General features: G+C 59.4%; 24 protein-coding genes and 1 tRNA gene. 8 read left to right on the top strand and 17 right to left on the bottom strand.

The annotated features are described in order from the left end of the window. Window positions 1–40: 40 nt before the first annotated feature. Window positions 41–973 carry a 3-hydroxyacyl-CoA dehydrogenase family protein gene (locus RWV98_RS16880; protein ID WP_317862240.1) on the top strand — a complete coding sequence of 311 codons (933 nt, stop codon included), beginning with the start codon at window positions 41–43 and terminating at the stop codon, window positions 971–973. A gap of 362 nt (window positions 974–1,335) precedes the next feature. Here the strand turns inward: RWV98_RS16880 and RWV98_RS16875 are convergent. The 6 genes from RWV98_RS16875 to RWV98_RS16850 form a co-directional block, all read right to left on the bottom strand. Beyond that, window positions 1,336–1,412: transfer RNA gene (locus RWV98_RS16875), tRNA-Met, on the bottom strand. Between the two features lie 88 nt (window positions 1,413–1,500). After that, window positions 1,501–3,051: a sensor histidine kinase gene (locus RWV98_RS16870; RefSeq protein ID WP_317862238.1), complete on the bottom strand. Its 1,551-nt coding sequence runs from the start codon at window positions 3,049–3,051 to the stop codon at window positions 1,501–1,503. A gap of 3 nt (window positions 3,052–3,054) precedes the next feature. Beyond that, the gene (locus RWV98_RS16865; RefSeq protein ID WP_317862237.1) at window positions 3,055–3,735 is read right to left on the bottom strand and encodes a response regulator transcription factor; all 681 of its coding nucleotides are present in this window, start codon (window positions 3,733–3,735) and stop codon (window positions 3,055–3,057) included. A 74-nt stretch (window positions 3,736–3,809) separates the two neighbouring features. Then, window positions 3,810–4,676: a 16S rRNA (cytidine(1402)-2'-O)-methyltransferase gene (gene rsmI / locus RWV98_RS16860; RefSeq protein WP_317862236.1), complete on the bottom strand. Its 867-nt coding sequence runs from the start codon at window positions 4,674–4,676 to the stop codon at window positions 3,810–3,812. Between the two features lie 20 nt (window positions 4,677–4,696). Next, on the bottom strand, window positions 4,697–5,386 hold the full coding sequence (locus RWV98_RS16855; protein ID WP_317862235.1) for a tRNA1(Val) (adenine(37)-N6)-methyltransferase: 690 nt from the start codon (window positions 5,384–5,386) through the stop codon (window positions 4,697–4,699). A gap of 53 nt (window positions 5,387–5,439) precedes the next feature. Continuing rightward, the gene (locus RWV98_RS16850; protein WP_317862233.1) at window positions 5,440–5,814 is read right to left on the bottom strand and encodes a metal-dependent transcriptional regulator; all 375 of its coding nucleotides are present in this window, start codon (window positions 5,812–5,814) and stop codon (window positions 5,440–5,442) included. Window positions 5,815–5,947: 133 nt separating this feature from the next. Between RWV98_RS16850 and RWV98_RS16845 the strand changes: the two genes are divergently transcribed. Beyond that, window positions 5,948–6,682 carry a YaaA family protein gene (locus RWV98_RS16845; RefSeq protein WP_317862232.1) on the top strand — a complete coding sequence of 245 codons (735 nt, stop codon included), beginning with the start codon at window positions 5,948–5,950 and terminating at the stop codon, window positions 6,680–6,682. 67 nt (window positions 6,683–6,749) lie between these two features. Here the strand turns inward: RWV98_RS16845 and RWV98_RS16840 are convergent, their stop codons facing one another. After that, window positions 6,750–7,229, bottom strand: coding sequence for a hypothetical protein (locus RWV98_RS16840; RefSeq protein WP_317862231.1), 480 nt, complete (start codon window positions 7,227–7,229; stop codon window positions 6,750–6,752). A gap of 126 nt (window positions 7,230–7,355) precedes the next feature. Here RWV98_RS16840 and aguA point away from each other — a divergent pair, with 126 nt between their 5' ends. The 4 genes from aguA (at window position 7,356) to RWV98_RS16820 (ending at window position 11,574) form a co-directional block, all read left to right on the top strand. Further along, window positions 7,356–8,438: an agmatine deiminase gene (gene aguA / locus RWV98_RS16835; RefSeq protein WP_317862229.1), complete on the top strand. Its 1,083-nt coding sequence runs from the start codon at window positions 7,356–7,358 to the stop codon at window positions 8,436–8,438. A gap of 115 nt (window positions 8,439–8,553) precedes the next feature. Further along, window positions 8,554–9,417 (top strand): N-carbamoylputrescine amidase, encoded by an 864-nt coding sequence (gene aguB / locus RWV98_RS16830; RefSeq protein ID WP_317862227.1) that lies wholly within the window; start codon window positions 8,554–8,556, stop codon window positions 9,415–9,417. A 429-nt stretch (window positions 9,418–9,846) separates the two neighbouring features. Further along, window positions 9,847–11,220, top strand: a complete 1,374-nt coding sequence (locus tag RWV98_RS16825) for a TrpB-like pyridoxal phosphate-dependent enzyme (protein WP_317862225.1) — start codon at window positions 9,847–9,849, stop codon at window positions 11,218–11,220. A gap of 51 nt (window positions 11,221–11,271) precedes the next feature. Further along, the gene (locus tag RWV98_RS16820) at window positions 11,272–11,574 is read left to right on the top strand and encodes a DUF1622 domain-containing protein (protein ID WP_419196003.1); all 303 of its coding nucleotides are present in this window, start codon (window positions 11,272–11,274) and stop codon (window positions 11,572–11,574) included. Between the two features lie 33 nt (window positions 11,575–11,607). Here the strand turns inward: RWV98_RS16820 and RWV98_RS16815 are convergent, their stop codons facing one another. The 5 genes from RWV98_RS16815 to RWV98_RS16795 all read right to left on the bottom strand — a co-directional run bounded on the left by RWV98_RS16815 (window position 11,608) and on the right by RWV98_RS16795 (window position 16,970). Then, window positions 11,608–12,372, bottom strand: a complete 765-nt coding sequence (locus RWV98_RS16815) for a MurR/RpiR family transcriptional regulator (RefSeq protein WP_317862223.1) — start codon at window positions 12,370–12,372, stop codon at window positions 11,608–11,610. Next, window positions 12,335–13,132 carry a MurR/RpiR family transcriptional regulator gene (locus tag RWV98_RS16810; RefSeq protein ID WP_317862222.1) on the bottom strand — a complete coding sequence of 266 codons (798 nt, stop codon included), beginning with the start codon at window positions 13,130–13,132 and terminating at the stop codon, window positions 12,335–12,337. The genes RWV98_RS16815 and RWV98_RS16810 overlap by 38 nt, the downstream gene beginning before the upstream one ends. A gap of 324 nt (window positions 13,133–13,456) precedes the next feature. Then, a complete protein-coding gene (locus RWV98_RS16805) occupies window positions 13,457–14,791 on the bottom strand; it encodes a 6-phospho-alpha-glucosidase (protein WP_280962273.1) in 1,335 nt (444 codons plus the stop codon). 50 nt (window positions 14,792–14,841) lie between these two features. Then, complete coding sequence (locus tag RWV98_RS16800; protein ID WP_317862220.1) at window positions 14,842–15,348, bottom strand: hypothetical protein; 507 nt, start codon at window positions 15,346–15,348, stop codon at window positions 14,842–14,844. A gap of 23 nt (window positions 15,349–15,371) precedes the next feature. Then, window positions 15,372–16,970, bottom strand: a complete 1,599-nt coding sequence (locus tag RWV98_RS16795) for an alpha-glucoside-specific PTS transporter subunit IIBC (protein ID WP_317862218.1) — start codon at window positions 16,968–16,970, stop codon at window positions 15,372–15,374. Between the two features lie 298 nt (window positions 16,971–17,268). On the opposite strand from RWV98_RS16795, the gene RWV98_RS16790 reads away from it, so the two are divergent. Then, window positions 17,269–17,895 (top strand): VanZ family protein, encoded by a 627-nt coding sequence (locus RWV98_RS16790; RefSeq protein ID WP_317862216.1) that lies wholly within the window; start codon window positions 17,269–17,271, stop codon window positions 17,893–17,895. An 80-nt stretch (window positions 17,896–17,975) separates the two neighbouring features. After that, window positions 17,976–19,811 carry an LTA synthase family protein gene (locus RWV98_RS16785; RefSeq protein ID WP_317862214.1) on the top strand — a complete coding sequence of 612 codons (1,836 nt, stop codon included), beginning with the start codon at window positions 17,976–17,978 and terminating at the stop codon, window positions 19,809–19,811. Window positions 19,812–19,867: 56 nt separating this feature from the next. On the opposite strand, the gene RWV98_RS16780 is transcribed toward RWV98_RS16785, so the two are convergent. The 5 genes from RWV98_RS16780 to RWV98_RS16760 form a co-directional block, all read right to left on the bottom strand. Further along, window positions 19,868–20,818, bottom strand: a complete 951-nt coding sequence (locus RWV98_RS16780) for a TIGR03943 family putative permease subunit (RefSeq protein WP_280962278.1) — start codon at window positions 20,816–20,818, stop codon at window positions 19,868–19,870. Window positions 20,819–20,833: 15 nt separating this feature from the next. Further along, window positions 20,834–21,946: a CobW family GTP-binding protein gene (locus tag RWV98_RS16775; protein ID WP_317862211.1), complete on the bottom strand. Its 1,113-nt coding sequence runs from the start codon at window positions 21,944–21,946 to the stop codon at window positions 20,834–20,836. A gap of 144 nt (window positions 21,947–22,090) precedes the next feature. Then, window positions 22,091–23,065, bottom strand: coding sequence for an anti-sigma-I factor RsgI family protein (locus RWV98_RS16770; protein ID WP_317862209.1), 975 nt, complete (start codon window positions 23,063–23,065; stop codon window positions 22,091–22,093). After that, complete coding sequence (locus RWV98_RS16765; RefSeq protein ID WP_317862207.1) at window positions 23,049–23,633, bottom strand: RNA polymerase sigma factor; 585 nt, start codon at window positions 23,631–23,633, stop codon at window positions 23,049–23,051. The genes RWV98_RS16770 and RWV98_RS16765 overlap by 17 nt, the downstream gene beginning before the upstream one ends. A gap of 397 nt (window positions 23,634–24,030) precedes the next feature. Further along, the gene (locus tag RWV98_RS16760; protein ID WP_317862205.1) at window positions 24,031–25,344 is read right to left on the bottom strand and encodes a stalk domain-containing protein; all 1,314 of its coding nucleotides are present in this window, start codon (window positions 25,342–25,344) and stop codon (window positions 24,031–24,033) included. Window positions 25,345–25,442: the final 98 nt, after the last annotated feature.

Genomic DNA, 25,442 nt, shown 5'->3' with positions numbered 1-25,442 from the left:
CTGGATGCAGTGCGGCATTTAAAACATAGGAGGAAAGCAAATGGAAGGGCGAAAGGCTGGCGTTGCAGGCACCGGACGAATCGGCGCCGGGCTGGCGACGCTTTTGGCGGGAAACGGTTTTTCGGTCGCCGTGGTGGGCCGTAGGGAGAGCAGCGTAACGCGCTGTCTGGCCATGGTGCGGGAAAACTTGGACGATCTTGTGCGGCAGGGGCTGCTGACCTCCGCGGACCGGGAAACGATCGCCGGGCGCATTACAGGGGGTGTGGACTATGGTTCGTTTACAGGCTGCGAAATGGTCATGGAAGCGGTTTCGGAGGAAATCGCCGTCAAGCGGTCGGTGTTTCAACAGATCGAAGCTGCGGTGGAGGAGCAAACGATGCTGGTTTCCGCTACCTCCGCCATACCGGCGGCGGTAATCTCGGAGCACCTGCGCCTGCCGCGCCGCTTTGCGGTGGCGCATCCTTTTCAGCCGTCGCACTTGCTGCCGCTGATTGAGCTCGTCCCCGGGCCGAAAACCGATCCCGCGGTACTGGCGCAAATGAAAGCGTGGCTGGAAGCGTTGGGCCGCGAGGTGGTAGTGCTGAAAAAAGACGTGCCGGGCTTTGTGGTGAATCGTCTGGCGCAGGCGCTGTTTCGTGAAGCGCTCTATTTGGTCGGTCAGGGCGTGGTGACGCCGGCTGATCTCGATAAGGCGGTCAAGTACGCGGTCGGGATGCGCTACGCCAATATCGGCCTTTTGGAATACTTTGACGATGTGGGCTTTGCGCTGGAGGCGGAGATCGCCAAAAGCGTGTACCCCTCGCTGTGCAGCGCGCAGGAAATCGCGCCGATTGTCCGGCAGGGTCTGCGGGACGGCGCGACAGGCCGAAGCGCGGGGCGGGGGCTGTACGATTGGACCGAAAAAGACGAGCAGGATTATCTAAAGCGTAAAAACGCGGCGTTTTACGGCTGCTTTGATTGGAAACAGCGGTGACGCCTGAGAAAGAGAGTAATCATAACAAAAAAAGGCCGGTTTCGTAAGAAACCGGCCTCAGACTGTCAAAAAACAATTTTTGACAGTCTGTCGATCGAAACAAAGCCCCATTTCGATCGAGAATTCCGGCTTCTGCGCGCGCCTTGCAGGCACACTTGAAGTCGGTTTGTATAGCCCGTAGGCCTCTATCCACTGACCGCCGCCGTGCGGCGATTAAATGAGAGCAAACCGAGATATATGCTCCCGGTTTTTACGAATTTTGCCGCAAACGGCAAAATCGTATTTTATGCGCGCTGCGGCGCGAGGGAGTTCTTTGACACGCTGAAAAAAGGCCGGTTTCTTACGAAACCGGCCTTTCAATATGGTTGCGGGGGAGGGATTTGAACCCACGACCTTCGGGTTATGAGCCCGACGAGCTACCGAACTGCTCCACCCCGCGATATAGGCGCCTCGTTTGAGGTGCTTATATACTATACCATTTGTATTGGGCTTTGTCAAGCGTTAACTTGAAATTATGTTCGACAAATTCAAAGGTTTTCCGTGGAGGCAATTCCGGCGGGTATTTCAAACCAAAATTCAATGCCGCCGGGGGCGTTGCAGGCGCCGCAGCAACCGTGCAGAGTATCCGCGATCGCGCGGACGAGAGACAGGCCGATGCCGGTACCGCCCGCCTCGCGGGTGCGGGCGCGGTCGGTGCGGTAGAATTTCTCCCAGATCTTATCGAGCTCCTCCTCGGGCAGACCGTCGCCTTCGTTGAACACGGAAAGGCGTACGCCGGTTTCTGTTTCCACGGCGGAAAGCTCGATGTGTCCGCCGTCCCGCGTATAGCGGATCGCGTTGGACAGGTAGTTCATCAGCACCTGCTCCAGCAGGCCGCTGTCGGTATGCACGGTAAGCGCGGTGTTTGCATAGCCGACGCTCAGCCCGCGGCTTTCGCAGAGCACGGCGGTTTTGCGTACCGCCTCGTCGCACAGGGCGTGCAGGTCCACGTCCTCCAAATAGGTCTGCTCCGCGCCCAGTTCCAGCTTAGAAAGGCTTAGCAGCTGCATGACCAGCTTGTTCATGTGATCGGCTTCGTCCGCGATGGTGTCGCAGTAAAACTTGCGGTCCTCCGGGTCATCGGCCACGCCGGCGGTCAGGCCCTCGGCATAGCCTTGAATCAGCGCGATCGGCGTTTTTAGCTCATGTGAAACGTTGACGATAAACTCGCGCCGCATGTTGTCGATGCGTTCCTTTTCGCGAATCTCCTGCGCGAGCTGCGTGTTGGATTGCTGCAATTCGCCGATGGCTTGTTCCAGATAAGCGGACAAGCGGTTGAGCGAATCGCCCAGCTGCCCGATCTCGTCCGATTCACCGCCCTCGTACTTTTTGGAAAAATCAAAGCGCGCCATGCTGTTGGCCACGGTACCCATTTGGATCAGCGGTTTGGTGAAGGCGCGGGAGATGACATAGCCGCAAAACAGACAGATGACCAGCGCGCAGCCGCCCGCTATCAGCAGAAAAAGCAGATTGAAGGTGGAGTTTTGCTCGATATAGGCATAGGGCATGTAGGCGATCAGGTAATGATCGTCCAATTCGCCGACCAGACAGAGGTACTGTTCATTGCCGTGCAGCGATACGGTGAGCAGTTTGTTGGGCGAAACGGCGCTCAGGTCGGTGCTGCTGAGTACGGCGAACACGATCGCCGCGCCGCGCATGCGTTGGTCGCCGAAATCCGGAAGGCCGCCGGTAAAGGGTGGGCCGGAAAAGTCGTCGTTCGGCGGAAAGTTGGGTGTGGTCTTCCGGTCCTGATCAAAAGAAAAAAACGAGGCGTAGAGCAGCGAGCCGCTGCGGTCGACCAATGCGAACCGGATGGCGCTTTTGCTTTCCAGCGCGTCAAGCGTGGAGGCGGTCGTTTCCAGATCGCCGTCGTAGCTTTTGGTGATCGTCTGGTAGGTGTCGCGCAGCTCGGTCTTGCGGGTCATGAGGTAGTAATCGTCATAGAAAAACAGGTTTAATAGCAAAAGCACGCCGATAAAGACCAGCGCAACCGCGCTGATCGCAACGAAAAACTTAAATTTGATCGAATGGCGTTTCATCCGTCAGGCCTCAAGCCGGTAGCCGTAGCCGCGCACGGTCTCGATCATGGCGCCGCAGTCGCCCAGCTTGGCGCGCAGCTTTTTCACATGGGTATCCACGGTGCGCAGGTCGCCGAAATAGTCATAGCCCCAAACGGCGTTGAGGATACTTTCCCTAGAAAGCGCGATCGCACGGTTATTTTTAAAATAAATCAGCAGTTCGTATTCCTTGGGCGTAAGCTCGACCGCCGCGCCGTTTACGCGCACCTCGCGACGCAGCTCGTTGATCGACAGCGCGCCCAGCTCGGCCACGGGCGCGGCGCCCCGTCCTTCGCGCTTGAGCAGCGCGCGCACGCGGGCGGCCAGCACGACCGGGGAAAACGGCTTGGTCACGTAATCGTCCGCGCCGTCCTCCAGCCCGCGTACCTGATCCGCGTCCTCGGCGCGCGCGGTCAGCATCATCACGGGCAGGTGGGTGTTTTCCTCCTCTTGCCGCCGCAGTTCGTGCAGCACGGAAAAACCATCCATGCCGGGCATCATAACATCTAAAATGGCCAGATCGATACCGGCGCGGCGGTTTTCCAGCAGGTTGAGCGCTTCGCGCCCGTCGCCCGCCTCCATGATGGTGTGCCCATCCCGTTTGAGAAAATCGCTGACCAGACGGCGGATGCGCGCCTCGTCGTCTGCAATCAATATGGTGGACATGTCCGATACCTCCATCCTAATATGCCTTTAGTATAGACCGGCTTTTTGTCCGTTGTGTGAACAGGGGACGTGTTTTAGGTGTCTAAATCGTCCGCAAGGGCTAAAACATACTGGTACAGCGCGTTTTTCTTGACGCCCGAGGCGGCGGAAACGGTCTTTACCGCGTCCTTCTGGGTTTCGCCCGCCTCGATCAGACGGCGCACCTCGGTGGCGGCGGCGGAAAGGCGTTCGGTCTCGCTCTGCTCCGTCGGCGTTTGGGGCGGCGCGCCCTCCAAAATGAGGACGAACTCGCCGCGCGGCGGCGTTTGCTCAAAATGAGCGATAGCCTCGCCCAGCGTCATGCGCAGCGTCTCTTCGTGCAGCTTGGTCAGCTCGCGCGAGAGCGATAGGCGGCGCTCGGCGCCAAAAGCGGCGGCAAGGTCGCTCAGCGTTTGGCGCAGCTTGTGCGGCGCTTCGTAAAAGATCATGGTGCGCGTTTCGCCCGCGAGCGCGTCCAGATGTTCGCGTCGCGCCTTTTTATTGACGGAAAGAAAGCCCTCGAAGCACCAGCGGCCGGTGGGCAGCCCGCTGGCGGCGAGCGCGCACACCGCGGCGCACGCGCCCGGCACGGGGATAACGGCCACGCCGTGTTCCGCACACAGGGCGACCAGATCTTCGCCCGGATCGGAAACGGCGGGCGTGCCCGCGTCGGTCACAAGGGCGCAGTCCTCGCCCGCGAGAATCCGTTCCAACACCTCTTCGCCGCGCGCGCGGCGGTTGTGCTCGTAATAGGAGATCATCGGCTTGCGCGGCAGGGAGAGGGCGGTGAGCAGCTTGTGTGTGACGCGCGTGTCCTCCGCCGCTAGAAAATCGACCGAGGAGAGCACCTCGCGCGCACGGGGCGAAAGGTCGCCCAAATTGCCGATCGGCGTAGCGACCAGATAAAGCGTTCCATTACTCATTGTAGTATATCCTTTAAATATTATTTTCCGTATATCTGTTGATACTCTTCGCTCGCCACGAGAAGCGGCGGCTCGACGGCGAGCCCTTCCGCGCTGCCGCCCTTGCGGCATTCGACCAACGCGGCGGAGGGCGGCGCGCCGGCGTTTTGGTGGACAAAGCGCAGCCGCTTGGGCGTAAGTCCTGCTTCGTGCAGGGCGGGGAGCAGCACCCAAAGCCGCTCGGGCCGAAAGACGATGCTGAGCCGCCCGCCGGTGTGCAACGCGAAGGAGGCGGCGGACGCTACGTCCCGCGCGGTACAGGCGGCGTCCTGCCGGGCGGCGGCGTGGGCGGGAGAAGCGGCGGACTTGCCCGCGGCAGACGCGAAGTAGGGCGGATTGCAGATCACGTGGTCGGCACTGCCGTGGGGGATAAGCTGACGAATATTCCGCATATCACCCTGTAAAGTGGAGATGGGAACATCGTTTTCCGCGATAGAAGTGCGAAAAAGGGAGAGCGGGCCCTCTTGCAGCTCAAGACCGGTGATTTGAAGACCGGGCCGGTAAACAAGCAGGCTGAGCGCCCCCGTTCCGCAGCCCAGATCGAGCACCCGGTCGCGCGGGCGGACCCGGGCGAAGGCGGCGAGCAGCACGCTGTCCTGCCCCAGTTTAAAATAAGCGTCGTCCTGCCAAAGGACAAGCCCATTCGGCAGGCGCTCCAAGGTGCGCGGCATTTTATGCTCCTTTCGGAAAATCCCGCCCAGCCATGCGGCCGGGCGGGATGGCGTTACGTATTGTGGTGTTCCCGCAGGTGCTCTTTCAGCTTTTCAAAGCTTTCGCGGCTGATCACATGCTCGATACGGCAAGCGTCCTGCGCGGCGGTCTCGCGTTTGACGCCGATGGAGACCAGCCAGTCGGTCAGCACGGTGTGGCGCTCATAAACCGACTGCGCGGTTTTCAGCCCGGCTTCGGTCAGGGCGAGCAGACCGTTCTGGTCGATGGCGACAAAGCCGTTATCACGCAGCAGGCCGACGGCGCGGCTGATGCTCGGCTTGGAAAAGCCCATATAGTGGGCCACGTCGATCGATCGAACCGAGCCCTTTTCCTGAGACAGTACATATATTGCTTCAAGATAATTTTCCGCGCTTTCCTGCAGTTTCATCGCACTGCGCCTCCTAGTGATGGATGTAGATATCTTATTTTATCATGCCTTGGCAGATTTGGCAATATACGCGCGCTTGCGATAAGCCGCCGCGCCGTATATAATAGGGGCAGGATAACGGAGGGATAACCATATGATCGCCATGCTATCGCCGGCAAAGAACATGCGGCCCACGGAACGGCCGGATATCAAGACCGCCGCGCCACGTTACATGGAGCTTACGCGGCGGCTGTGGGATGAATTGCGCGCGCTCGCGCCGCATGAACTGGAAAGCGTTTTGCACGTGGGCCCGCGCATCGCGCTGCGCGCCTGCGCGGATTTTGCCGAATGGCGGGACGAGGGAGGCACGGCTGCGGCCTTGACCTTTGACGGCTTGGCTTACCGCTACTTGGACGCGCACAGCCTGTCCAAATGGGAGCTGGAGTACGCGCAGGAGCATTTGCGCTTGCTTTCCGGGTTTTACGGCCCGCTGCGGCCGCTGGATGCGATTCATCCGTATCGGCTGGAGCTGGCGCACAAGATCGGCGGGCAATCGTTATACGGATTTTGGGACAAAACGTTTTACGAGGACCTGTTTGCGGCGGGCGAGCCGGTGATCGACCTTGCTTCCAAGGAGTACAGCCGCGCGGTACGCGCGTTCTTGCGGCCCGGCGACCGGCTGATCGCCTGTAATTTTCTCGTTTACAGCCGGGGCAAGCTGCGCTGCCTGCCTACCATGGCCAAAATGGCGCGCGGCGCAATGGCGCGGTTCATCCTACAGAACCAGCTGGACGGACCCGAACAGCTCCCGTTTTTCGACTGGAACGGCTTTTATTTTGAAGGCAGCCTGTCGAGTGAAGCGGAGCTGGTGTTTATTTCTCGTGAGTAGGTCGCGCAGCGGCAAAGACAGATAGCAAACCGCCCCCGGAAACAAATGTTTCCGGGGGCGGTTAAGTTTAAAGCGTGGTGCGGTCTTCCGTTTGCGTGGGTTGAACGGGCGGCTGCACGGGCTGAACGGGCGGCTGGGTGGGTTGCGGTTCGGCGGGCAGGGGGCCCATTTTTCGGTTGATCTCCTGCGTGTTGCGGCACAAAATGAGCAGCAGCAGCGCGAACTCAAATACGATGCGCGCCGCGACGTTGCCGATCACAAACAGCAAAACAGCGCCGAGGAAGTTGGTGAACAGCATGTCCACACTGCCTAGGATGAGCGCGCAAACGGCGATGCAGTATAAAACGCGCAGCAGCTTTTCCGTAAACAGCGTGCGGAAATTGAGCGCGTCATGCAGCCAAGCGAGCGCGTGGGAAAGCGGCTTTTCCGGCGTTTTGCGAACAAACAGAAAATAAAGCGCCAGCCCGCACGCTAGAACGACAATCAGACCGAGCAGCGGCAGCAATACGGCAAGGGGCGAGTAAAAGAACTGTGGCGTATAAAACATGAAGGAGCCTCCTGTGCAAACCTTGAAGAATTTGTGACTTTAGTGTAACATATGGCCGGGGGCGTTGCAAGTGCCGCGAAAATGTTGTACCCTATGAGAAGAAGAATTGCAAATGGAGAAAGCGACATGGAAATTTTACACACAGCCCCCGCGCGGGACGGATTTCATATGCCTGCCGAGTGGGAAGCGCACGAAGGCTGCCTGATGATCTGGCCCGAACGGGGCGATTCCTGGCAGTATGGCGCGTACGCGGCCAGACGCGCGTTTGTTCAGATTGCCGCCGCCATTGGGCGCAGCGAGCGCGTGACGGTTTTGTGCTCGCCCCGGCAGTATGATAACGCCCGGTTGGCGCTGCCGGCGAACGTGCGCGTGATCGAAACGGCGACGGACGACGCATGGGCGCGCGACGTAGGCCCCACCTATGTGGTGAATGGCCGCGGCACGCGGCGCGGGATCGACTGGGGCTTTAATGCATGGGGCGGGCTTTACCCGGACTGCCTGCGGGATGCCGCCGCCGCCCGCAAGGTGTGCGACCTGTACGGCGACGACTGCTATGATAAGCGCGCGTTTATTTTGGAGGGCGGCTCGATCCATGTGGACGGGCAGGGCACCGCGCTGGTCACCGGGGCGTGCCTTTTAAACCCCAACCGCAACCCCGATATGACGAAGGACGAAATCACGCGCACCCTATGCGATTATTTGAATGTGCAAAAGGTGATTTGGCTGCCGCGCGGTATTTACCGCGACGAAACGGACGAGCACGTGGACAACATCTGCGCGTTCACCGCGCCCGGCGAGGTCGTGCTTGCTTGGACGGACGACGAGAGCGACCCGCAGTTCGCGCTGTCGAACGCCTGCCTGCAAACGCTCGCGGACGAGCGGGACGCGAAGGGGCGGGCCATCCGTGTGCACAAGCTGCCGCTGCCCCGGCCCGTTACCATCACGGAAGAGGAATGCGGCGGCCTTGATTTCTGCGAGGGCGAGCCGACCCGCGTGCCGGGCGAGCGCCTTGCGGCAAGCTACGTTAATTTTTATATTGCGAACGGCGCGGTCGTCATGCCCGCGTTCGACGACCCGGCGGACGCGGAAGCCGTGCGCATTTTGCAGGGGCTTTTCCCCACGCGCGAGATCGTTTCCATCCCCACGCGGAATATCCTGATCGGCGGCGGCAATATCCATTGCATCACGCAGCAAATACCGGCGGTGTGACCGGCTCAAAGCCGTTTGATGCGGCGCGAAAGCGGGAGCCCGTTTTTTGCTATGGTGTTTAAACGAGCCGTGCCGCGCATCCGCGGCCAAACCATAAGAAGGAGTTTTAGATCATATGAGCAAGGTAACCGTAGCGGCGATCCAGATCACCCACGGCCTCGAAGAGGCCGCACCGCGCGTGGAGGAAGCCGCCGCGCTGGGCGCGCAGATCATTCTGCTGCCCGAGCTGTTTGAAAATTGGTACTTTTGTCAGGAGCGGAATTACGAAAATTACAAGCTGGCCACGCCGATGGAGGAAAACCTCGCCGTGATACGCCTGACCGAGGTGGCGCGCGATTTCCACGTCGTGCTGCCGGTGAGCTATTACGAGCGCGTGGGCAACACGTTTTTCAACACCGTCGCCGTGATCGATGCAGACGGCACGATCTTGGGCCAATACCGCAAAACGCATATCCCGGACGACCACTTTTATCAGGAAAAGTTTTATTTCACCCCCGGCGATACCGGCTTCCGCGTGTGGGACACGGCGTATGCCAAGATCGGCGTGGGCATTTGCTGGGACCAGTGGTTCCCGGAGGCCGCGCGCAGCATGGCGCTTATGGGCGCGGAGCTGCTGCTTTATCCGACTGCCATCGGTTCGGAGCCGATTCTGGATTGCGATTCCATGCCGCATTGGCAGCGCTGCATGCAGGGCCACGCGGCGGCCAATCTGATGCCCGTAATCGCGGCCAACCGTATCGGCACGGAAACGGTGACGCCTTCGGTGGATAACCAGCAGCAGTCCTCCTCGCTGACGTTTTACGGCTCTTCCTTCATCGCGGATGAGACCGGCCAGATCGTCGAGCAGGCTCCGCGCGACGATGCGGCCATTCTGACGCACACCTTCGATCTGGATGCGGTGCGCGCGTTCCGCCGCGATTGGGGCGTGTTCCGCGACCGACGGCCCGCGCAGTACGGCGCGATCGGCCGCTTCGGATAAAAGTTTCTCAAAATGAGAAAAATGCAATAAAATATTATCACGAAAATTTCAGGAAATCCGCTTGACAAATCAAAAATCCGCGCTTATACTGTCAACATAACGACAAACCAAGGACGAAGACGAGTAGCAGGGAGATCGAACCTCTCAGAGAGCCGCGGGCGGTGGGATCGCGGCAGGCAAGAACCTTGTGAATGGACTTCAGCAGGGCAACGCGAAAGGCCGAAGCATTTTTGGCCGAGTATCAGCGCCGGGGACTCCACCCGTTATCAGGGGAGCGCACATTGATCGATGTGTGGCCAAAGTGGGCGCTTTTTGCGTCAATTTGGGTGGTACCGCAAGAGTTTACAAACTCCTGTCCCATTTCGGTGGGGCAGGAGTTTTTTTATATTTCATAAGCAAATAATTTATCATAAAGGGAGAGAAACTACTATGGCTAAGATTCCTCACAGACTGTATTTAACGGAAGATCAAATGCCGACGCAGTGGTATAACCTGCGGGCCGATATGAAAGAGCAGCCCGATCCGATGCTGAACCCCGGCACCATGGAGCCGTTGGAGGAGAAGGACCTTTATCCGATCTTCTGCGAAAAACTGGCGCATCAGGAGATGGACGGCGAGACCCGCTATGTCGACATCCCGGACGGCATTATGGAGGAATACCGCATTTACCGTCCCTCGCCGCTGATCCGCGCGTACAATCTGGAAAAGGCGCTCGATACCCCGGCGAAGATCTATTACAAGTTCGAGGGCAACAACACCTCGGGCAGCCACAAGCTCAACTCCGCCATCGCGCAGGCGTATTACGCCAAGGAACAGGGCCTGACCTCGCTGACGACCGAGACCGGCGCGGGCCAGTGGGGTACGGCGCTTTCCGAAGCTTGCTCGTTCTACGGCCTTGACCTGAACGTGTTCATGGTCAAGGTATCCTACGAGCAGAAGCCCTACCGCAAGGCGGTCATGCAGACCTTCGGCGCGAACGTCACCCCTTCGCCCTCCATGACGACCGATGCCGGCCGCGCCATCCTTGCAAACGACCCGAACACCTCGGGCTCGCTCGGCTGCGCGATCTCGGAAGCGGTTGAAATGGCGGTAAAGCACGAGGGTTGCCGCTACGTGCTCGGCTCGGTACTCAATCAGGTGCTGTTGCACCAGTCCATCATCGGGCTGGAAAGCAAGACCGCCATGGAGATTCTGGGCGAATACCCGGATATCGTCATCGGCTGCGCGGGCGGCGGCTCCAACCTCGGCGGCCTGATCGCGCCGTTCATGCAGGATAAGCTGACCGGCAAGGCCAATCCCCGCATTATCGCGGTCGAGCCCGCTTCCTGCCCGTCGCTCACACGCGGCAAGTACGCCTATGATTTCTGCGATACCGGCCACGTGACCCCGCTGGCGCGTATGTACACGCTGGGCAACGGCTTCATCCCGGCCTCCAACCATGCGGGCGGCCTGCGCTACCACGGTATGAGCCCCATCCTTTCCAAGCTGTACCACGATGGCTACATGGAAGCGAACGCCGTCAAGCAGACCGATGTGTTTGACGCTGCCGTTCAGTTCGCCAAGCTGGAAACCATTCTACCCGCGCCCGAATCGTCCCACGCGATTCGCTGCGCGATTGATGAAGCGATCAAGTGCCGCGAATCCGGCGAGGCCAAGACCATTCTCTTCGGCCTGACCGGCACCGGCTATTTCGATATGGCCGCTTATGAAGCGTACCTGAATCACACCATGGTCAACCACGTACCCTCCGACGAAGAATTAGAGCAGGGCTTTGCTACCCTGCCGAAGCAGCCGGAGGCGTAAAAACGGAAGGGGGTAAAGCCGATCGAACAACTGCATAGCCTTTTGGCGTTCGTGACGGACGCCGCCATCCTGCTCTTTGAGCTGGGCGGCGTATCCGTCATTGTAGTCACAGGCGCTATGGGGCTTTACCACTACCTGCGGCGCGATCCGTTTACCCGCTTAAAGCTTGCCAAGGGCATGTCCACGGGATTGGAATTTAAGCTGGGCAGCGAAATCCTGCGCACGGTCGTCGTGCGCGAGTTCTCCGAGATTATGCTGGTCGGCGCGATCATCATTTTGCGCGCGGCGCTTACCCTGCTGATCCATTGGGAGATCAAAACAGAAGAATCCGCACATGAAAAAGCGGCCCCTTAAGGGGCCGCTTTTTCATGTGCAGTCGCCCGCTTTTCATAATCTATTCCGCTGCCGGTCCAGATATTCCAGATACCGGAGCAGCAGAAATTCGTTGACCTGAAAAATCAGGTTGACCGGCCACAGTTCGACCGGCACGCCCGCGTCAATGGCGTGGGTGAAAAAAGGGATGTTGATATCGCTCAGGTAGATCAGCCGGTTGCCCTGCACACGGCAGATGGAGACAATCGTCCGTCCCTTTTGCTTGAGTTGCTCGGCAATGGCGTTGACAAACGCATTATTGCCCGATAGCGAGATAAAGATCATCAAATCGTTCTCGCCCAGCCGTCCGGCGAGCTTGCGCATCTCCTCCTCACCCTCCACCGTGTGGAAAAGCTTGTTGCCGTGGAAAAACTTCTGCTTCAGATCCTGCGCGGCAAGCTGCTGCACGCTGCCCGAGCCGTAAATATAGATCTTGCCCGCCCGATCAATCAGGGTGAACAGATCCGATAGGTCCACCATGCAGAGGTATTCCATTGTTTGCTGATAATCCTGTATGGTGCGCGTGATTTCGTCGCTGCGAAAGCGGTTTTGCGCGGGCTCCTGCCATTTCAGCAGCACCTTAAGTTCGCTGAAGCCGGTCAGCCCCAGCTTTTTGGCAAAGCGCAAAATCGTCGTGTGCGAAATGCTGCACGCGGCGGCCAGCTCGTCGATCGAGCCGTCGCGGCACTGCGCGGGGTGGGTGCGGATGTAGTCCCAAATGTAAAGATCGTTCTCGCTCAGCTTATGGTAATTCTGCTCGATCAGCGTTTCCAGCGTCACGCCCGGCCGCCTCCTTTCGGTATTCCATGTATTTCAGGAATAAAAGTTCGATCAGGATAAAAAAAGAGGTGGTCGATTGATATTGCGCGCCCAGCTCCTGCTCGGTCATTTCAATGGTGGAAACGTACAGCCGCGTGTCGCACAGCTGCGCGAGCGTGTTTTCCCGCAGCCGTGTGACCGAAACGACCGGGATGCCGCGCACCTTGAGCGCCTGCGCTAAGCTGAGCACATGCGGCGATTCGCCGGACACGGATAGGATCAGCACCAAATCGCGCGCGGTCACGTTTTGCAGCAGTACATCGGCTTCGCTGCCCGCGTGGATGTGGAAGAACCACCGGTCGCCCACCGGAAAGACGCGGCACAGCTCGCGCGCCACCGCATCTTGCAGCATACCGGAACTGAATACATAAAGGTTTTCCGCCTGATCGATCTGCCGGAACAGGTCCGTACAGTCCTTTTGGCAGATGGCGTCCATCATTTGGCGGTAAGCGTCGCACGCTTGGCCGATGTAGTCCGGGGCCTGTCCCTGCTGCTCGTCCAGCTCCATGCGCATGAGCAGCTTGAGCTCGCTGTAGCCCTGTAAGCCCAGCTTTTGCGCAAAGCGCAGAATGGTGGTGCGCGAAACGTTGCAGCGCTTTGCCAGCTCTTCGATCGACAGGCGGGCGCAGGCGCGTTTGCGCGGCGCGATATAGTTCCAAATATACAGGTCGTTATCCCCAAGCTGTGGACGGTGCTCGTTAAACAGTTCATCCAGCTTCACGCGGTCCAGCCCCTTTGCACCCTTTTTTACCAGTATACCGGATGGGGCGGGGAATGTCCAGCAAGACGGCGGGGTGGGGATACCAATGTCGTTTGGTTTGGGTTTGTATTGTCATTCTGAGGAACGTAGTGACGAGACCGTAGTCCTCTATCCTCCGATCGCCGCCGAGCGGCGATCGAATGAGAGCGAAGGATGACAGACATATACAATTTCCTTAACTAAATGACATTGGCGGCGCGAATCACCAAGAATGCACAAAAGACCGACTTTCGTCGGTCTTTTGCTCGCGATGGGAACCTTATGATGAATGAAAAGGAGTGGGCTTTATTTTAATGCGGGCCAGTAACCCTTGTTAGCTTCGATCAGATCATCCAGAATAAGTTTTGCGACACGGGCGGACGGCACGGTGCGCGAAAGCGTCAGCGCCTGCCACAGCTTTTGATAGCTGCCCTCGATCCATGCCTCCACCGCCAGCTTTTCCACGCTGACCTGCTGCTCCATCAGGCCCTTCTGGAACTGCGGGATCGTTCCTTGACAGATACGCTCGTATCCGTTCGAGCCGACGATGCAGGGGATCTCGACCATCGCGGTGCGGTCGAAGTTCTCCACCGCGCCCTCGTTCGGCACGATGAGCAGAAAACGCTCCTGCGTGTTTTCTGCGATGGCGCAGGCCAGATCGACAATGTAGGTCGCGTGCGCGTCGGCTTCAAAGCCGCCGTCCTTCGCCGTGCCCTTTGCAATGATATCGCGGCACGCCCCGAACACGTTCTTTTCACGGCCCGCCATGACCTCGTTTGCGCGGGTATAGTCCGGATTGGAGTGCTCCACCACATAGTCCGGAAACAGGTAGTACTTCAAATAGGTGTTCGGGATGGTGGAAGGATCGACCGCGTACACGTCGCGCGCCTTCTGGAAGGTTTCGATCCAGCTTTGGTCCACATGCTGATTGGTCAGGGAGAGCGCGTCCGCAAAGCCGTTTTGCGCCATGTGCTCCTTGATGGCGGGCATTAGATCGTTGCCTTCCTTGTCATAAATCTTGTGCCACCAGCCGAAGTGGTTCAGGCCGTAGTAGCCCACCTGCATCTCTTTGCGGGATTTCAGGCCGACCATGTTCGCCATTTTTTCTTCCAGATCGATCGGCATGTCGCAGATGTTCAGGATTTTGGAATGGGGGCGCAGGCGGCGGGTCGCTTCCGCGACGATGGCCGCCGGATTGGAATAGTTGAGCATCCACGCGTTCGGGCTGTATTTCTCCATGTAGTCCAGAATTTCCAGCACGCCGCCGATCGAGCGCATGCCGTAGGCAATGCCGCCGGGGCCGCAGGTTTCCTGACCGAGCACGCCGTATTTCAGCGGGATCTTTTCGTCCTTCTCACGCATGGCGTATTTGCCGACGCGGATATGGGCGAGCACAAAGTCGATATCGGTAAACGCGGTCTCCGGGTCGGTCGTGTAGCCGAACTCGATATCGGGCGCGTTTTCACGCAGATAGATCTCGCACGCCTTGGCCACGGTTTCCTGCCGTTCCGCGTCGTTATCGTAAAACATGATCTTGCGGATGGGGAAGCGCTCGCGCTCTTCGAGCAGCATCAGCGCGATGCCGGGGGTGAAGGTGGAGCCGCCGCCCGCGACGGTTACTGCGTATTTTTTGTTAGACATTTTATATCGTCCTCCTTAAAGTGGTTGGTTTGACAAAAGGGTTAAGGCTCTTAAAACGCCAGCCCCAGCCGGCACATGGCGAACAGGCACAGCCCGGCAAGCAGGATGACCAGTACGCTGCCGCCCGCCTCGCGTACAAACTGCCGCTTATCGCACTGGCGGAACGCGGCGGCGGGACGCAGCGCGTAGACTCTGCCGGTCTTCCATACGATCAGACCCAGACCGATCACGCCGACCGTGCTCATCAGCATCAGTTCGGCAATCAGCAGCAGGGTGAGATTCACCAGCGCCCACGCCGTGCGGCCGTCCGCGAGGCGGCGCTCGGCGAGAATGACGAGCCACGCCGCGTAGGGCTGTATCATCGCGGAGAGGAAGGAGACCGCCATCGCCGGGTTTCCCGCAAGCACGCCGTCCGCGGTCAGGCTCGCGCCGCCCGCGCCGATCGTCAGGTAGCCGAGGCAGAGGAAGGGCATCAAAACCAGCGCCAGCTTTAAAATGTTAAAGTACCGGTTCAGCTTCGCGTCTTTCAGCGGAGCGGTAAGCTGCAGATCCATCATCAATGGCATCTCCTTTTTTCTCGTTAGGTTTTGACTAACATCAGGTCTTCCACATTGGCGCGCACCTTGGCGACCGACAGGCCCACGATGACCTGCACGCTCTTGCCCTTTACCATCGCGCCGTGCGTGCCGATGGACTTAAAGTATCCGTCCGGCTGTACCTTGGTCGCGTCCTTTACGTTGACGCGCAGCCGGGTCGCGCAGTTGGTCAGCTCTTCGATATTATCCGCGCCGCCAAGTCCTTCGAGAATGCGGGCGGCTAAGCTGTCGCCTCCGGCGGCCTGCTGTGCGGGTTGGTCTTCGGTCTTGCCCTCCGCCTGCCGTTCGCGGTACTCCTTTTTCGAGTAGAACTTGACGTCTCCGGTGTCGATCTCGCGGCCGGGCGTTTTAAAGTCAAATTTCTGTATCAGGAATTTAAAGACGAGGAACCATATCACGGTAAACACCAGACCGATGCCGAGCATCACCAGATACTGCCAGCCGTGGTTCGCGCCGAGCGGGATCCAGTTAAGGGAAGCCATCTCGATCGCGCCGCCCGAGTGGATGCCGACAATGCCCGCCAGATACATGACGGTTGACAGGGTCGCGGCCAGCAGCGCGTGCACGACGAATAGCGGCGGCGCGACGAATAGGAACGTGAACTCGATCGGCTCGGTCACGCCGCACAGAATCGCGGTGAGCGTGATCGGAATGAGCAGAGCCATGACCTGCTTTTTCTTTTCAGGCCGCGCGGTGGAGTAGAACGCCAGCGCGATGCCCGGGCAGCCGAAGATTTTGGAAAAGCCGGTCGCCGTGAAGCCCGCTTCGGGTACGAGCGATTTGAGCGGCGCGGTCGAAGCGGCCAGCTCGGGCAGCTTGGTCGCCCAGTAGGAGTACAGGCCGCCGGGTACGACCGCGTTGTCGTAATAGAAGGGGGAGTACAGGATGTGATGCAGGCCGAAGGGGATGAGCATGCGCTCCAGAAAGATGAACACCCAAACGCCCGCCGCGCCGGCGTGTGTGACAAACCCCTGAAAGGCCAGCATGCCAAGTTGAATTTTGGGCCAGATGAGGGCGGAGAGCAGCGCCGCCGGGATCATCACGAAAAAACCTACCATGAAAACAAAGGTCGAACCGTTGAACGAGCCCAGCCAGTCGGGCAGCTCGGTTTCGTAAAACCGGTTGTGCAGCCAAATGACGAGGCCGGATACCGCCAGCGCGCCCAGCATACCCATGTCGAGCGTCTTGATGTTGGCGATCATCGCAAGGCCGCTGGTGCCGCCCACCTCGGCTGAAAAGTCAACGCCGAACGCGCCGCCCCACTGGGAAAGCATCGTGCTCAGGAAGTAATGGAAGGTTAGGTACAAAACGAGCGCTTCCATACAGCAGCGGGCGTTTTGCTTTTTTGCCATGCCGATCGGCAGGGCCACCGCGAACAGCAGCGGCAGTTGGTTGAACACGGTCCAGCCGCCTTGCAAAATAACGTTCCAGCATTGGTAGAACATGCTTTCGGGCCGGGCCAGATCGCCCATGATCGCTTCGGTGGTGAACAGCGTGCCCACGCCGACCACGATGCCCGCAAACGCGAACAGCAGGACGGGTGTGAACATTGCGCCGCCGAACTTTTGAATTTTTTGCATCATAACCTTGAAATCGTCACCCTTTCTCTTACGTCTCTTTACCAGCCGGCTTTCTTGTTGCATTCAGCATATCAGGTTTTGGAAGGGGCCGCAATGGGTTTGCGGCCTTTGGGGACGGGGCGGGCGGTTTGATCATATTTCACTTTTTCTGTGATTTTTCACAGTGTATCAATGAACCAAATGATGCGCTCGCGGCTCTTATCAGTAAGACAAAATGCGTCCTTTATCATTTCTTAAGAATTTCCCGCCGGTTTTGGCAAGAAAACCGTGGTATCCTAAGTGTCTATGGAGGAAGTGAAAAATGGAAACTTATATCATATTGGCCTATCAGTTCGCGGCGGTGCTTCTACCGTGCGTTGTGGTTTACGCGCTGCTGCGCGGGCGCGGTAAGCATGAGAGCGGCGCTGCCGCAGGGCGGCTGCCGCTGGTGTTGTTGCTCGCCGCGTATTTTTGCGCCGTCTTTTATTTGACCGGTTCGGGCACGCTGTACGATCTGCTGCGGCACGGGCTGGAGCTGGAGCGCGCGAACATCAACTGGCTGCCCTTTTCGCACGATATCAGCCTTGTCGGCTATGTGCTGAACGTGGTGCTGTTTCTGCCGCTGGGTTTTTTGCTGCCCGTGATCTGGCCGTGTATGCGAAGCCTTGGCCGCGTGGCGCTGTCCGGCCTTTCTGTCTCTCTGCTGATCGAGCTGAGCCAGCTTTTGAACCCGCGCAGCTCGGATGTGGACGACCTGCTCATGAATACACTCGGCGCGGTGCTGGGCTATCTGGCGTTCCGGGTGCTCGCGGGCCTGCTGCTGCGCCGCGACGTCAAGCGCACGCCGGCGGGCAAGGGCGCGCCCGAGCTTTATATCGCCGCGCTGTTTTTGGGCAATTTTCTTTTGTACAATGAAATGGGCATCGCCGGGCTGCTGTACGGCTTTTAAGGGCGCGCCTGTGTAAAATTTTCGTTGCGTCCCCGTAAAATCTGCTTTATACTGTCTGTTGGAAGACGGGGGGCGGTCGTATGGACAAAACCGAACAGAAACGGGCGTGGCTCGGCGTTTTCACGGCGGTTTTGCCGTTTTGGCTGCTCGACCTGACGCTGCGCGCCATGGCGGGCAGCGCGGGCTATTACGCGCTTTATGCCGCAGCGCCGAATCTGTTTTCGCTCGGCTTCGGCGCGCTGTTTGCCGCGCTGTGCCTTGCGCTGCCAAGGCGGGCGGGGCGTATCGCATACGGCGTTTGTTACGCGCTGTGGGCGGTGTATGCGGTCGTGCAGTATGGTGTGTGGCGCATTTTCGACCGGTTTTTATTTTTGAGCGATTTTCTGTTCGCGGGCGAGGGGCTTGGTTTTCTGGGCTACGTGCGCCAGTTGCTCGATCTGCGGTTTGCGTTTTTCGTGCTGCTGCTTATAGTATGGGGCGCGTTTGGCGTTTGGCGGCTGCCGGCGGGCGGCGCGCTGCCGCGCCGCCGCGTATGCGACGGGTTGGCGTTGTTTTTTGCTCTGACACAGTTTGCGGCTCCGCGCTGCTACGCGTCCGTGCCCGAAACGTTGGATTGGGACGCTTGGCAGTCGAGCGGATACGAATACCGAAAGTTTGCTTCGTCCAGCTACGATATGGCGCTGACCGGGCCGTATCAGTTCGTCGCGCGGGACGCGTTTTTATCCCTTGCGCCGGACGCGGACGAGGAAGCGGCGCTGGCGGAGATTGAAGCGTTTTTGGCGGAGCGGCCCGCCCGTCAGGATAACGAGATGACCGGTCTGCTGCGCGGTAAGAATCTGATCATGGTGCAGCTCGAAAGCATCGATGATTTTGTGCTGAACGAAGAAAACACGCCCACAATGGCGCGTTTGATGCGCGAGGGCGTGAATTTTACGAATTTTTATACCCCGCAGTATGCCAACGGTTATACCTTCAACACGGAGTTCGCCGCGCAGACCGGGCTGTATCCCTATGCCAACGGCAACGTGGCCTATTCGCTCAGCCGCAGCGCGTTTCCGGATACGCTGGCGCATCTGCTGCGGCAGGCGGGCTATGCGGCAAATTCGTTTCATAAGAGCGAAGCCAAGTTTTACAACCGGGGCGCGATGCACCGCGCCTTTGGGTATGAGGGCTACCACTCCGCCCTTGATTACGCGGCGAACGAGACCGAGGCGGGCACCGACCGTTTCCTCGCGGACTGCGACGAGCTATACGAGAAAATGATCGAAAGCCAGCCGTTTTTTGATTTTATCATCACCTATAGCGGACATCTTGGCTATGACGAGCGCGACGCGCTGACTACCTACGCGCTGGAACGCTATCCCGAGTATCTGGACCCCGCGCGCCCCTATGAGATAAGCGGTCTATTTGCCAAGGCGCGTCTGACCGACGAGCTGTTCGAGCGCCTGCTTGAACGGCTGACCGAGGACGGTTTGCTTGAAAACACGGTGTTTTTCGTCTATGACGATCATTACGCTTATGGCCTGACCGACCGGGCCGTGCTGGAAACCTACTCCGCGCAGGCGGGCGGCGCGCTTTTAGAGCGCACGCCGTGCTTTTTCTGGTATCCCGGCTGTACGCCCACGACGGTTTCCAAAACGCTGCAAACCATCGATATTTTGCCGACCCTCGCGAACCTGTACGGCCTGCCGGAGCCGCGCACGCCGGGGCGCGACGCCTTTGATTCCGCGTACCCGGGATGGGCCGTCTTTCCGGACGGCACGTGGATGACGGACAAGGCTTATGTAAAAAACGGCGCGGTGGAGTGGAACCATGGCATGACGGAGGAAGAAATCGCGCAAATGAACGCTTATGCCCGCCGCCTTGCCCATGTGGGCGACGCGATATTGGATACGGATTATTACCGGGGCAGGTGAGCCGCCCCCAAAAAAAGAGCGCCGCAGATTTGGTCTGCGGCGCTCTTTTTGAGGGTTTAATTAAAATAAACGAGCTCTTCCTCGGGCTTTTCGGCGGGCGTTACGCGGGTTGCGTGCAGCACTGGGCCTTCGCCGCGGTACTGGGGCAGGGCTTCGACCGTGATCGACGCGGTGACCGTGACCCACGAACGCGTGGTCAGCTTGTCGGAGCCGTCATACCGGCAAAGGAAGCCCAAAAAGCTGATATCGTCCGCGCAGCAGACCATGCCGAACCGGCCCGGGATAAACGAGCCGGGCGGCACCTCGCCGCCGACATAGACCATGCCGGTAAAGCGAACGGTCTTACCGTCGTACTTTCCGGGGGAGCCCATCGCGTCCACATACCACAGGCCGTAATCGGTATCGGCAATGTCGATCACATCGGCTTCGATATCAAAGGGCAGGGGCAGGTTTTGGTTGTAATCCTCGGTCGTGCCGTCCGCCCCGTCCAAAAAGATGGTGGCGCGGGGGTTCATGGCGCGGATGTTCTTTTGGTAGAGCATGTCCTTCAATTCGTCCGTGCAGCGGTTGAAGACGACCAGATCCGCCGTCGTAATATGCTCGAACATCATGGGACCCAAATTGTTTGAGTATAGTTCAAAGGTGGTCGCGTCCACCACGGTGACGATCTGGTACAGTTCCCACCGGGCGGGGAAGTGATCGACAACGGAGTCGATGTTCCAAAGGCCGTTCAGTTCGACCAGCACGCGTTCGGGCTGGTGTAGGCGGTCGAGCTGCTTGAGCGGCGCGGGTTCTAATTCCTTTTGGGAATCGACCGGCACGGCGATGGTGTTGTAATCCATCAGTTCGTCTTCTGAAAGCTCTTCTACGCCCTCTTCACACTGTAAATAAAGCGTTTTTTCACCGGCGGTAAAGTCCGGGTCGGACAGGATATCACGGATAAAGCGGGTCTTGCCGCTCTCCAAAAAACCGGTGAACACATACACCGGAATGCGCTGTGGCATCATGCTGCATCCTCCTTCTTACAGGCCGAACAGGGCCGAAATGCGCTCCTGATCGAGTTCTGCGCCGATCACGCAAAGGCGGCCGGTATAGTCCGCCGGACCGCGGCGGATGTCGGGCGCGCCGGGCACATAGTCAAAGTGGATCCACTCGCCGCCGTCCGATGCGGGTACGATGCCCTTGGCGCGCAGCACCGTGCCGAGCGAGGGATCGCCCAGACCGATCAGCGCGTGGTTCAGGTCGCCCTCGGTGTAGGCGTGCGGCGTTTCTGTGCCCCAAGAGGTGAACACCTCGTCCGCGTCGTGGTCATGGTGGTGGCCACAGCCGCACGCCGCGCCATGCTCGTGGTGGTCGTGCTCGTGCGCATGTTCGTGGTCATGGTCATGGCAGCCGCAGGTGCAGTCCGGACCGTGCTCGTGGTGATGTTCATGCTCGTGGTCGTGGCCGCACTCGTGCTCATGGTCGTGTTCATGATGATGCTCGTGGTCATGGTCGTGATGGTGTTCATGCGCTAGCTCGGCGAGCACCTCGCTCGTCAGGTCGCGGCTGCCTTCCATCACTTCAAGCAGCTGCGCGCCCGAAAGCTCCTTCCACGGGGTGGTGACGATGCGCGCGTTCGCGTTCAGGCCGCGCAGCAGGGCCACGGTCTCTTCCAGCCGCTTCGCCGGGCATTCCGCCGTGCGGGAAAGAAGAATCGCGCCCGCGTGCGCCACCTGATTTTCAAAGAACTCGCCAAAGTTTTTCAGGTACATCTTGGCCTTTAGCGCGTCCACCACGGTGACGAAGGAATTGAGCGTCACATCGATGTGAGCGTTTTGCACGGCATGGATCACGTCCGACAGCTTGCCGACGCCCGAAGGCTCGATCAAAATGCGGTCCGGGTGGTAGGTGGCTTGCACATCGGCAAGCGCCTTGCTGAAATCGCCCACGAGCGAGCAGCAGATGCAGCCCGCGTTCATTTCATTTACCACAATGCCGGATTCCTTGAGGAAGCCGCCGTCTATGCCGATCTCGCCGAACTCGTTTTCAATCAGCACGACCTGCTCGCCCGATAGCGCCTCCGGCAGCAGCCGCTTGATCAGCGTCGTCTTACCGGCGCCCAGAAAGCCAGAAATAATGTCGATTTTGGTCATGGATAGTCGCCTCTTTAATGTATTTTTCTCTAGTATACCACGTTTTTGCAAAAATGAAAAGAAAAATGGTTAGCGGAAGCTAATTATAGAAAAACGAAAAGGAACGGCCCGTGGAAGCTGCTCCACGGGCCGTTGGAAATGGGCTCAATCATCGTCGTCATCTTCATCATCGATATCATCGTCATGCTCGTCGTCGCCGTCATCGTCGCGATCATCATCGTCCCCGTCGTCTTCGCGGTCGAAGTCTTCTTCGTCACACTCATCGTTTTGGGAATCGTCGGGCTGTCCGACGGGAGGCGCGGGTGTCGGCTGCAAAGCGGGCACGTCGTTCTGGTCCCGCTCGTCGCTGAGATCCTCGTCTTCGCGGTCATCATCCTCGTCGTCCTCGTCATCATCGTCGCGTTCGTCATCGTCGAAATGATCGCCGCGCGGCGGGGTGGGGCTTGCGCCGGCGCCCGAGGGCTTGGGGGCCGGCGCTGTGGACGGCGCGGCGCTGGGCGCGGTCGCCGCTTGGTTTGGCGCGGCCGGGGCGGGCGCGCTTTCGGGGGGCGCTTCGGGCTTTTCTTCGGCCTTTTCCTCCGGCTTAGCCTGTGGCTGAAGGGCGCGAATATCCTGCGTTACGCGTTGCGCAAGCTGCTCCGCCCGCGCTTCGCTCGGCCCGGTCACGGTGACGCGCACGGTAGAAGTCGGGGTCAGGTAATCGTGCCGGAGCAGCGAATTCGACAGGGCGGCGAGCGCGTCGTCCAGCTTGGCGTAGCGGAGCGTAAGTCCATCCAGTACAGCTTCCGCCTCTTCGTTTTGCGGCGCAATGGAGAGCACGCGGCCGAAGCGGTTCGCGGTCAGCAAAAAGCTGGGATTGATTTCGATGGTGATGGAAGCCGCCGTGCCAAACCAGCTCCACAGCCCCACCCCGCACAAAATAAAAAGGCAGGCGCAAGCCGCCAAAGCGCGAACGGGGGCGCGGCGGCGTGGGACGGGAGCGCTGTCCGGGATCAGGGCGAGGGCTTGCGACTGCCGCGTGGCGGGCGCATTCGCCAACCGGCCGTATACGTCGGTCTTGCCGCTCAAGGCCGCGCGGGATAGGCTTTGTTCAATCTCGCGGTTATTCCACTTCCGCATGGTTGCCCACCTCCTCGTCGAGCGCGGTCAGATGCCGGCGCAGCTTGCGCATCGCGCGGCTGTATTTGGATAAAACCGTGGAAAGCGGCAGGGCCAGCGCGTCCGCGATCTCGCGGTGGCGCAGTCCGGATACCGCGTGCAGCAGAACGATCTCGCGCTCGTCCTCGGCTAAGATCGTAAGCGCTTCGCGCAGGGCGAGGCTGTCCGTTTCATCGGCGGCGCAGGGCGGGCCGGTCTCGGGCAGTTCGTCCTGCGGCGTTTCGCGGCTTAGCTTGCGTTGCTGCATCCGCACCGCGTTTTTGGTAATGGTAAAAATCCATGCGAGCGGCTTGCCCATAGGCAGATACCGTCCGGCGCCGGTACGCACGGCAAGGTAGGTCTCCATCATGGCGTCCTGCGCATCGGGCGCGTTGCGGGTAAGTGAAAGGGCAAAGGTGTATACCGTGCGCTCGGTCGCCCGGTAAAACGCTTCAAAGGCCGACCCGTCCCCAAGCGCGATAGCCGCCAGCATCCGTTCCAACGCGGCGGCGTCTATGTCCGCCTTTGGCTCTGCGATGGTAAACAGCATGGCCCGTTCCCCCTTTTGGCCCGTTTTTTACAGTGTAGCAGAGCGGACGGGGAAATTCAAGTGAGCGGCGTGGCGTTCGCCGCAGGCGAAAGGAGGAGGGAAATGCCCTCCTCCTTCCCAGACTGTCAAAAACTATTTTTGACAGTCTGTCGATCGAAACAAAGCCCCATTTCGATCGAGTATTCCGGCTTCGGCGCGCGCCCTCTGGGCACACTTCTCCGCCGGTTTGTTAAAAAAGTGAGATACATGCTCCCACTTTTTTGGAAACTTGAAGCTTTGCTTCAAGTTTCCATTTTATATGCGCTGCGGCGCGAGGGGCTCTTTGACAAGCTGGAAAGGAGGAGGGAAATGCCCTCCTCCTCGCGCCTGTTCGGCGCGGCGCGCTGGGGGCAAGGGATCAATCGTCCCAGTCGTCGTGATCGTCATCATCGTGGTCGTCGTCATAGCGGTCTTCCGCCTTGTCAAGGAAATTGTCCGCCTGATCGAGTTTGTTTTCCACCTTGTCGAGGCGGCTGAGCAGCTCGTGCGCCTGCTGGCGGCTCAGCTTGCGGCTGTCCTCCACCGCGTCTTCCAGCCGGTCGGCGCGGTCATCCAGCGTATCCAGCCGCTTTTCGAGCGCGCGGTAAGCGTCCCGGTCCTGCGTTTTGCTGGTGAAAAATTCGCGCGCATCGGTGAGCAGGGCTTCCGAATCTGTTTCCAGAGCGGCAAGGTCATCCAAGTAGCCTTCATAATCCTTGCCCGACGGCTCGGCGCCGGGCTGTGTGGCCGTGCCGTCCCAGCGGGCCTGCGCCCGATCCAGCCGGTCGCCCAGTTCCTTGCTTGCGGTGTCCAGCGCGTCGGCGTCCGCGCGGATCTCGTCGTACGCGGTGTAGCCGATGACGTCACGCCGCAGGCTGTCGTTCAGCGCAAGCTGCAACGCGCGCACATCGGTGCGGAAGGAACGCCAGTCGGCGCGCGCTTCGTTGTCACGCGCTTTCCAGACGGACTTGCTGTCCGCCGCTTCCACATTGGCCACCTGCCGCCGCAATGCGGTCAGCTCGGCGTCCAGCCGGTCGGCTTCGCCGCGGAGCGCCTGCTCGGTTTTCGCCCCGTCCTCATAGACGCCGAATTTGGTGCGTATGCTATCCTTTAGTGTGTCCAGTTGATCCTCCAAGGTGGCAAGACGGTCTTGCAGCGCTTGATACTCGCTCGCGGTCAGGGTTCCGCCGTACCGCGCTTCGCGGCAGTCGATCAGTAAAAACGTGGCCGCGTCCTCGATCGCTTCGCGGCGTTCCTCCAGCTTGCCGTAGCGGTTTTGGTTTTCCGCGTAGGAGGAAGCCTTGTCGGTATTGCGGAGATCGGCGGCGAGCGAAGCGTAGCGGTTTTCGAGCGCCGTCATGCGCGAACGCAGGGCCTCGGGGCTCAGCGATTCTGCCGGGGTGCCGGTGCGCGCGGAAAGCGCAACGGTCAGGGTATCCGGGTTCCACACCACCTGCTGGCCCAGCATTTCGCCGAGCGCGCGGATCGGCAGGTAGGTCGAGCCGTTATACTCCACAGGGTAAACGGTGTTGCCGTTCCGGTCCGTCATGACCTGCCGGTAGCCGTCGAGTTCTACGGTCACGTCGGGCCGGAGATATGCGGTGATCTGCTGAACGCCGCCCGCGGCAGCCGCGCCGAGGGCGAACGCGCCCGCCAGCGGCAGGGCGAGAAGTGCTAACCTTTTCTTTTTCATGTCGATCCATCCTTTCGTCGCGGCGCTTCCGCCTTTGTAAGGATAATGCGCCGGCCGCGGGCTTTATCGCACGCCCCTTGAATTTTTTTAAGAAACCG

The sequence above is a fragment of the Agathobaculum sp. NTUH-O15-33 genome, from assembly GCF_033193315.1.
GTDB classification, from domain to species: domain Bacteria; phylum Bacillota; class Clostridia; order Oscillospirales; family Butyricicoccaceae; genus Agathobaculum; species Agathobaculum faecihominis_A.
The sequence above is the reverse complement of the archived record's forward strand: the minus strand, read 5'-3'. Positions and strand labels throughout refer to the sequence as shown.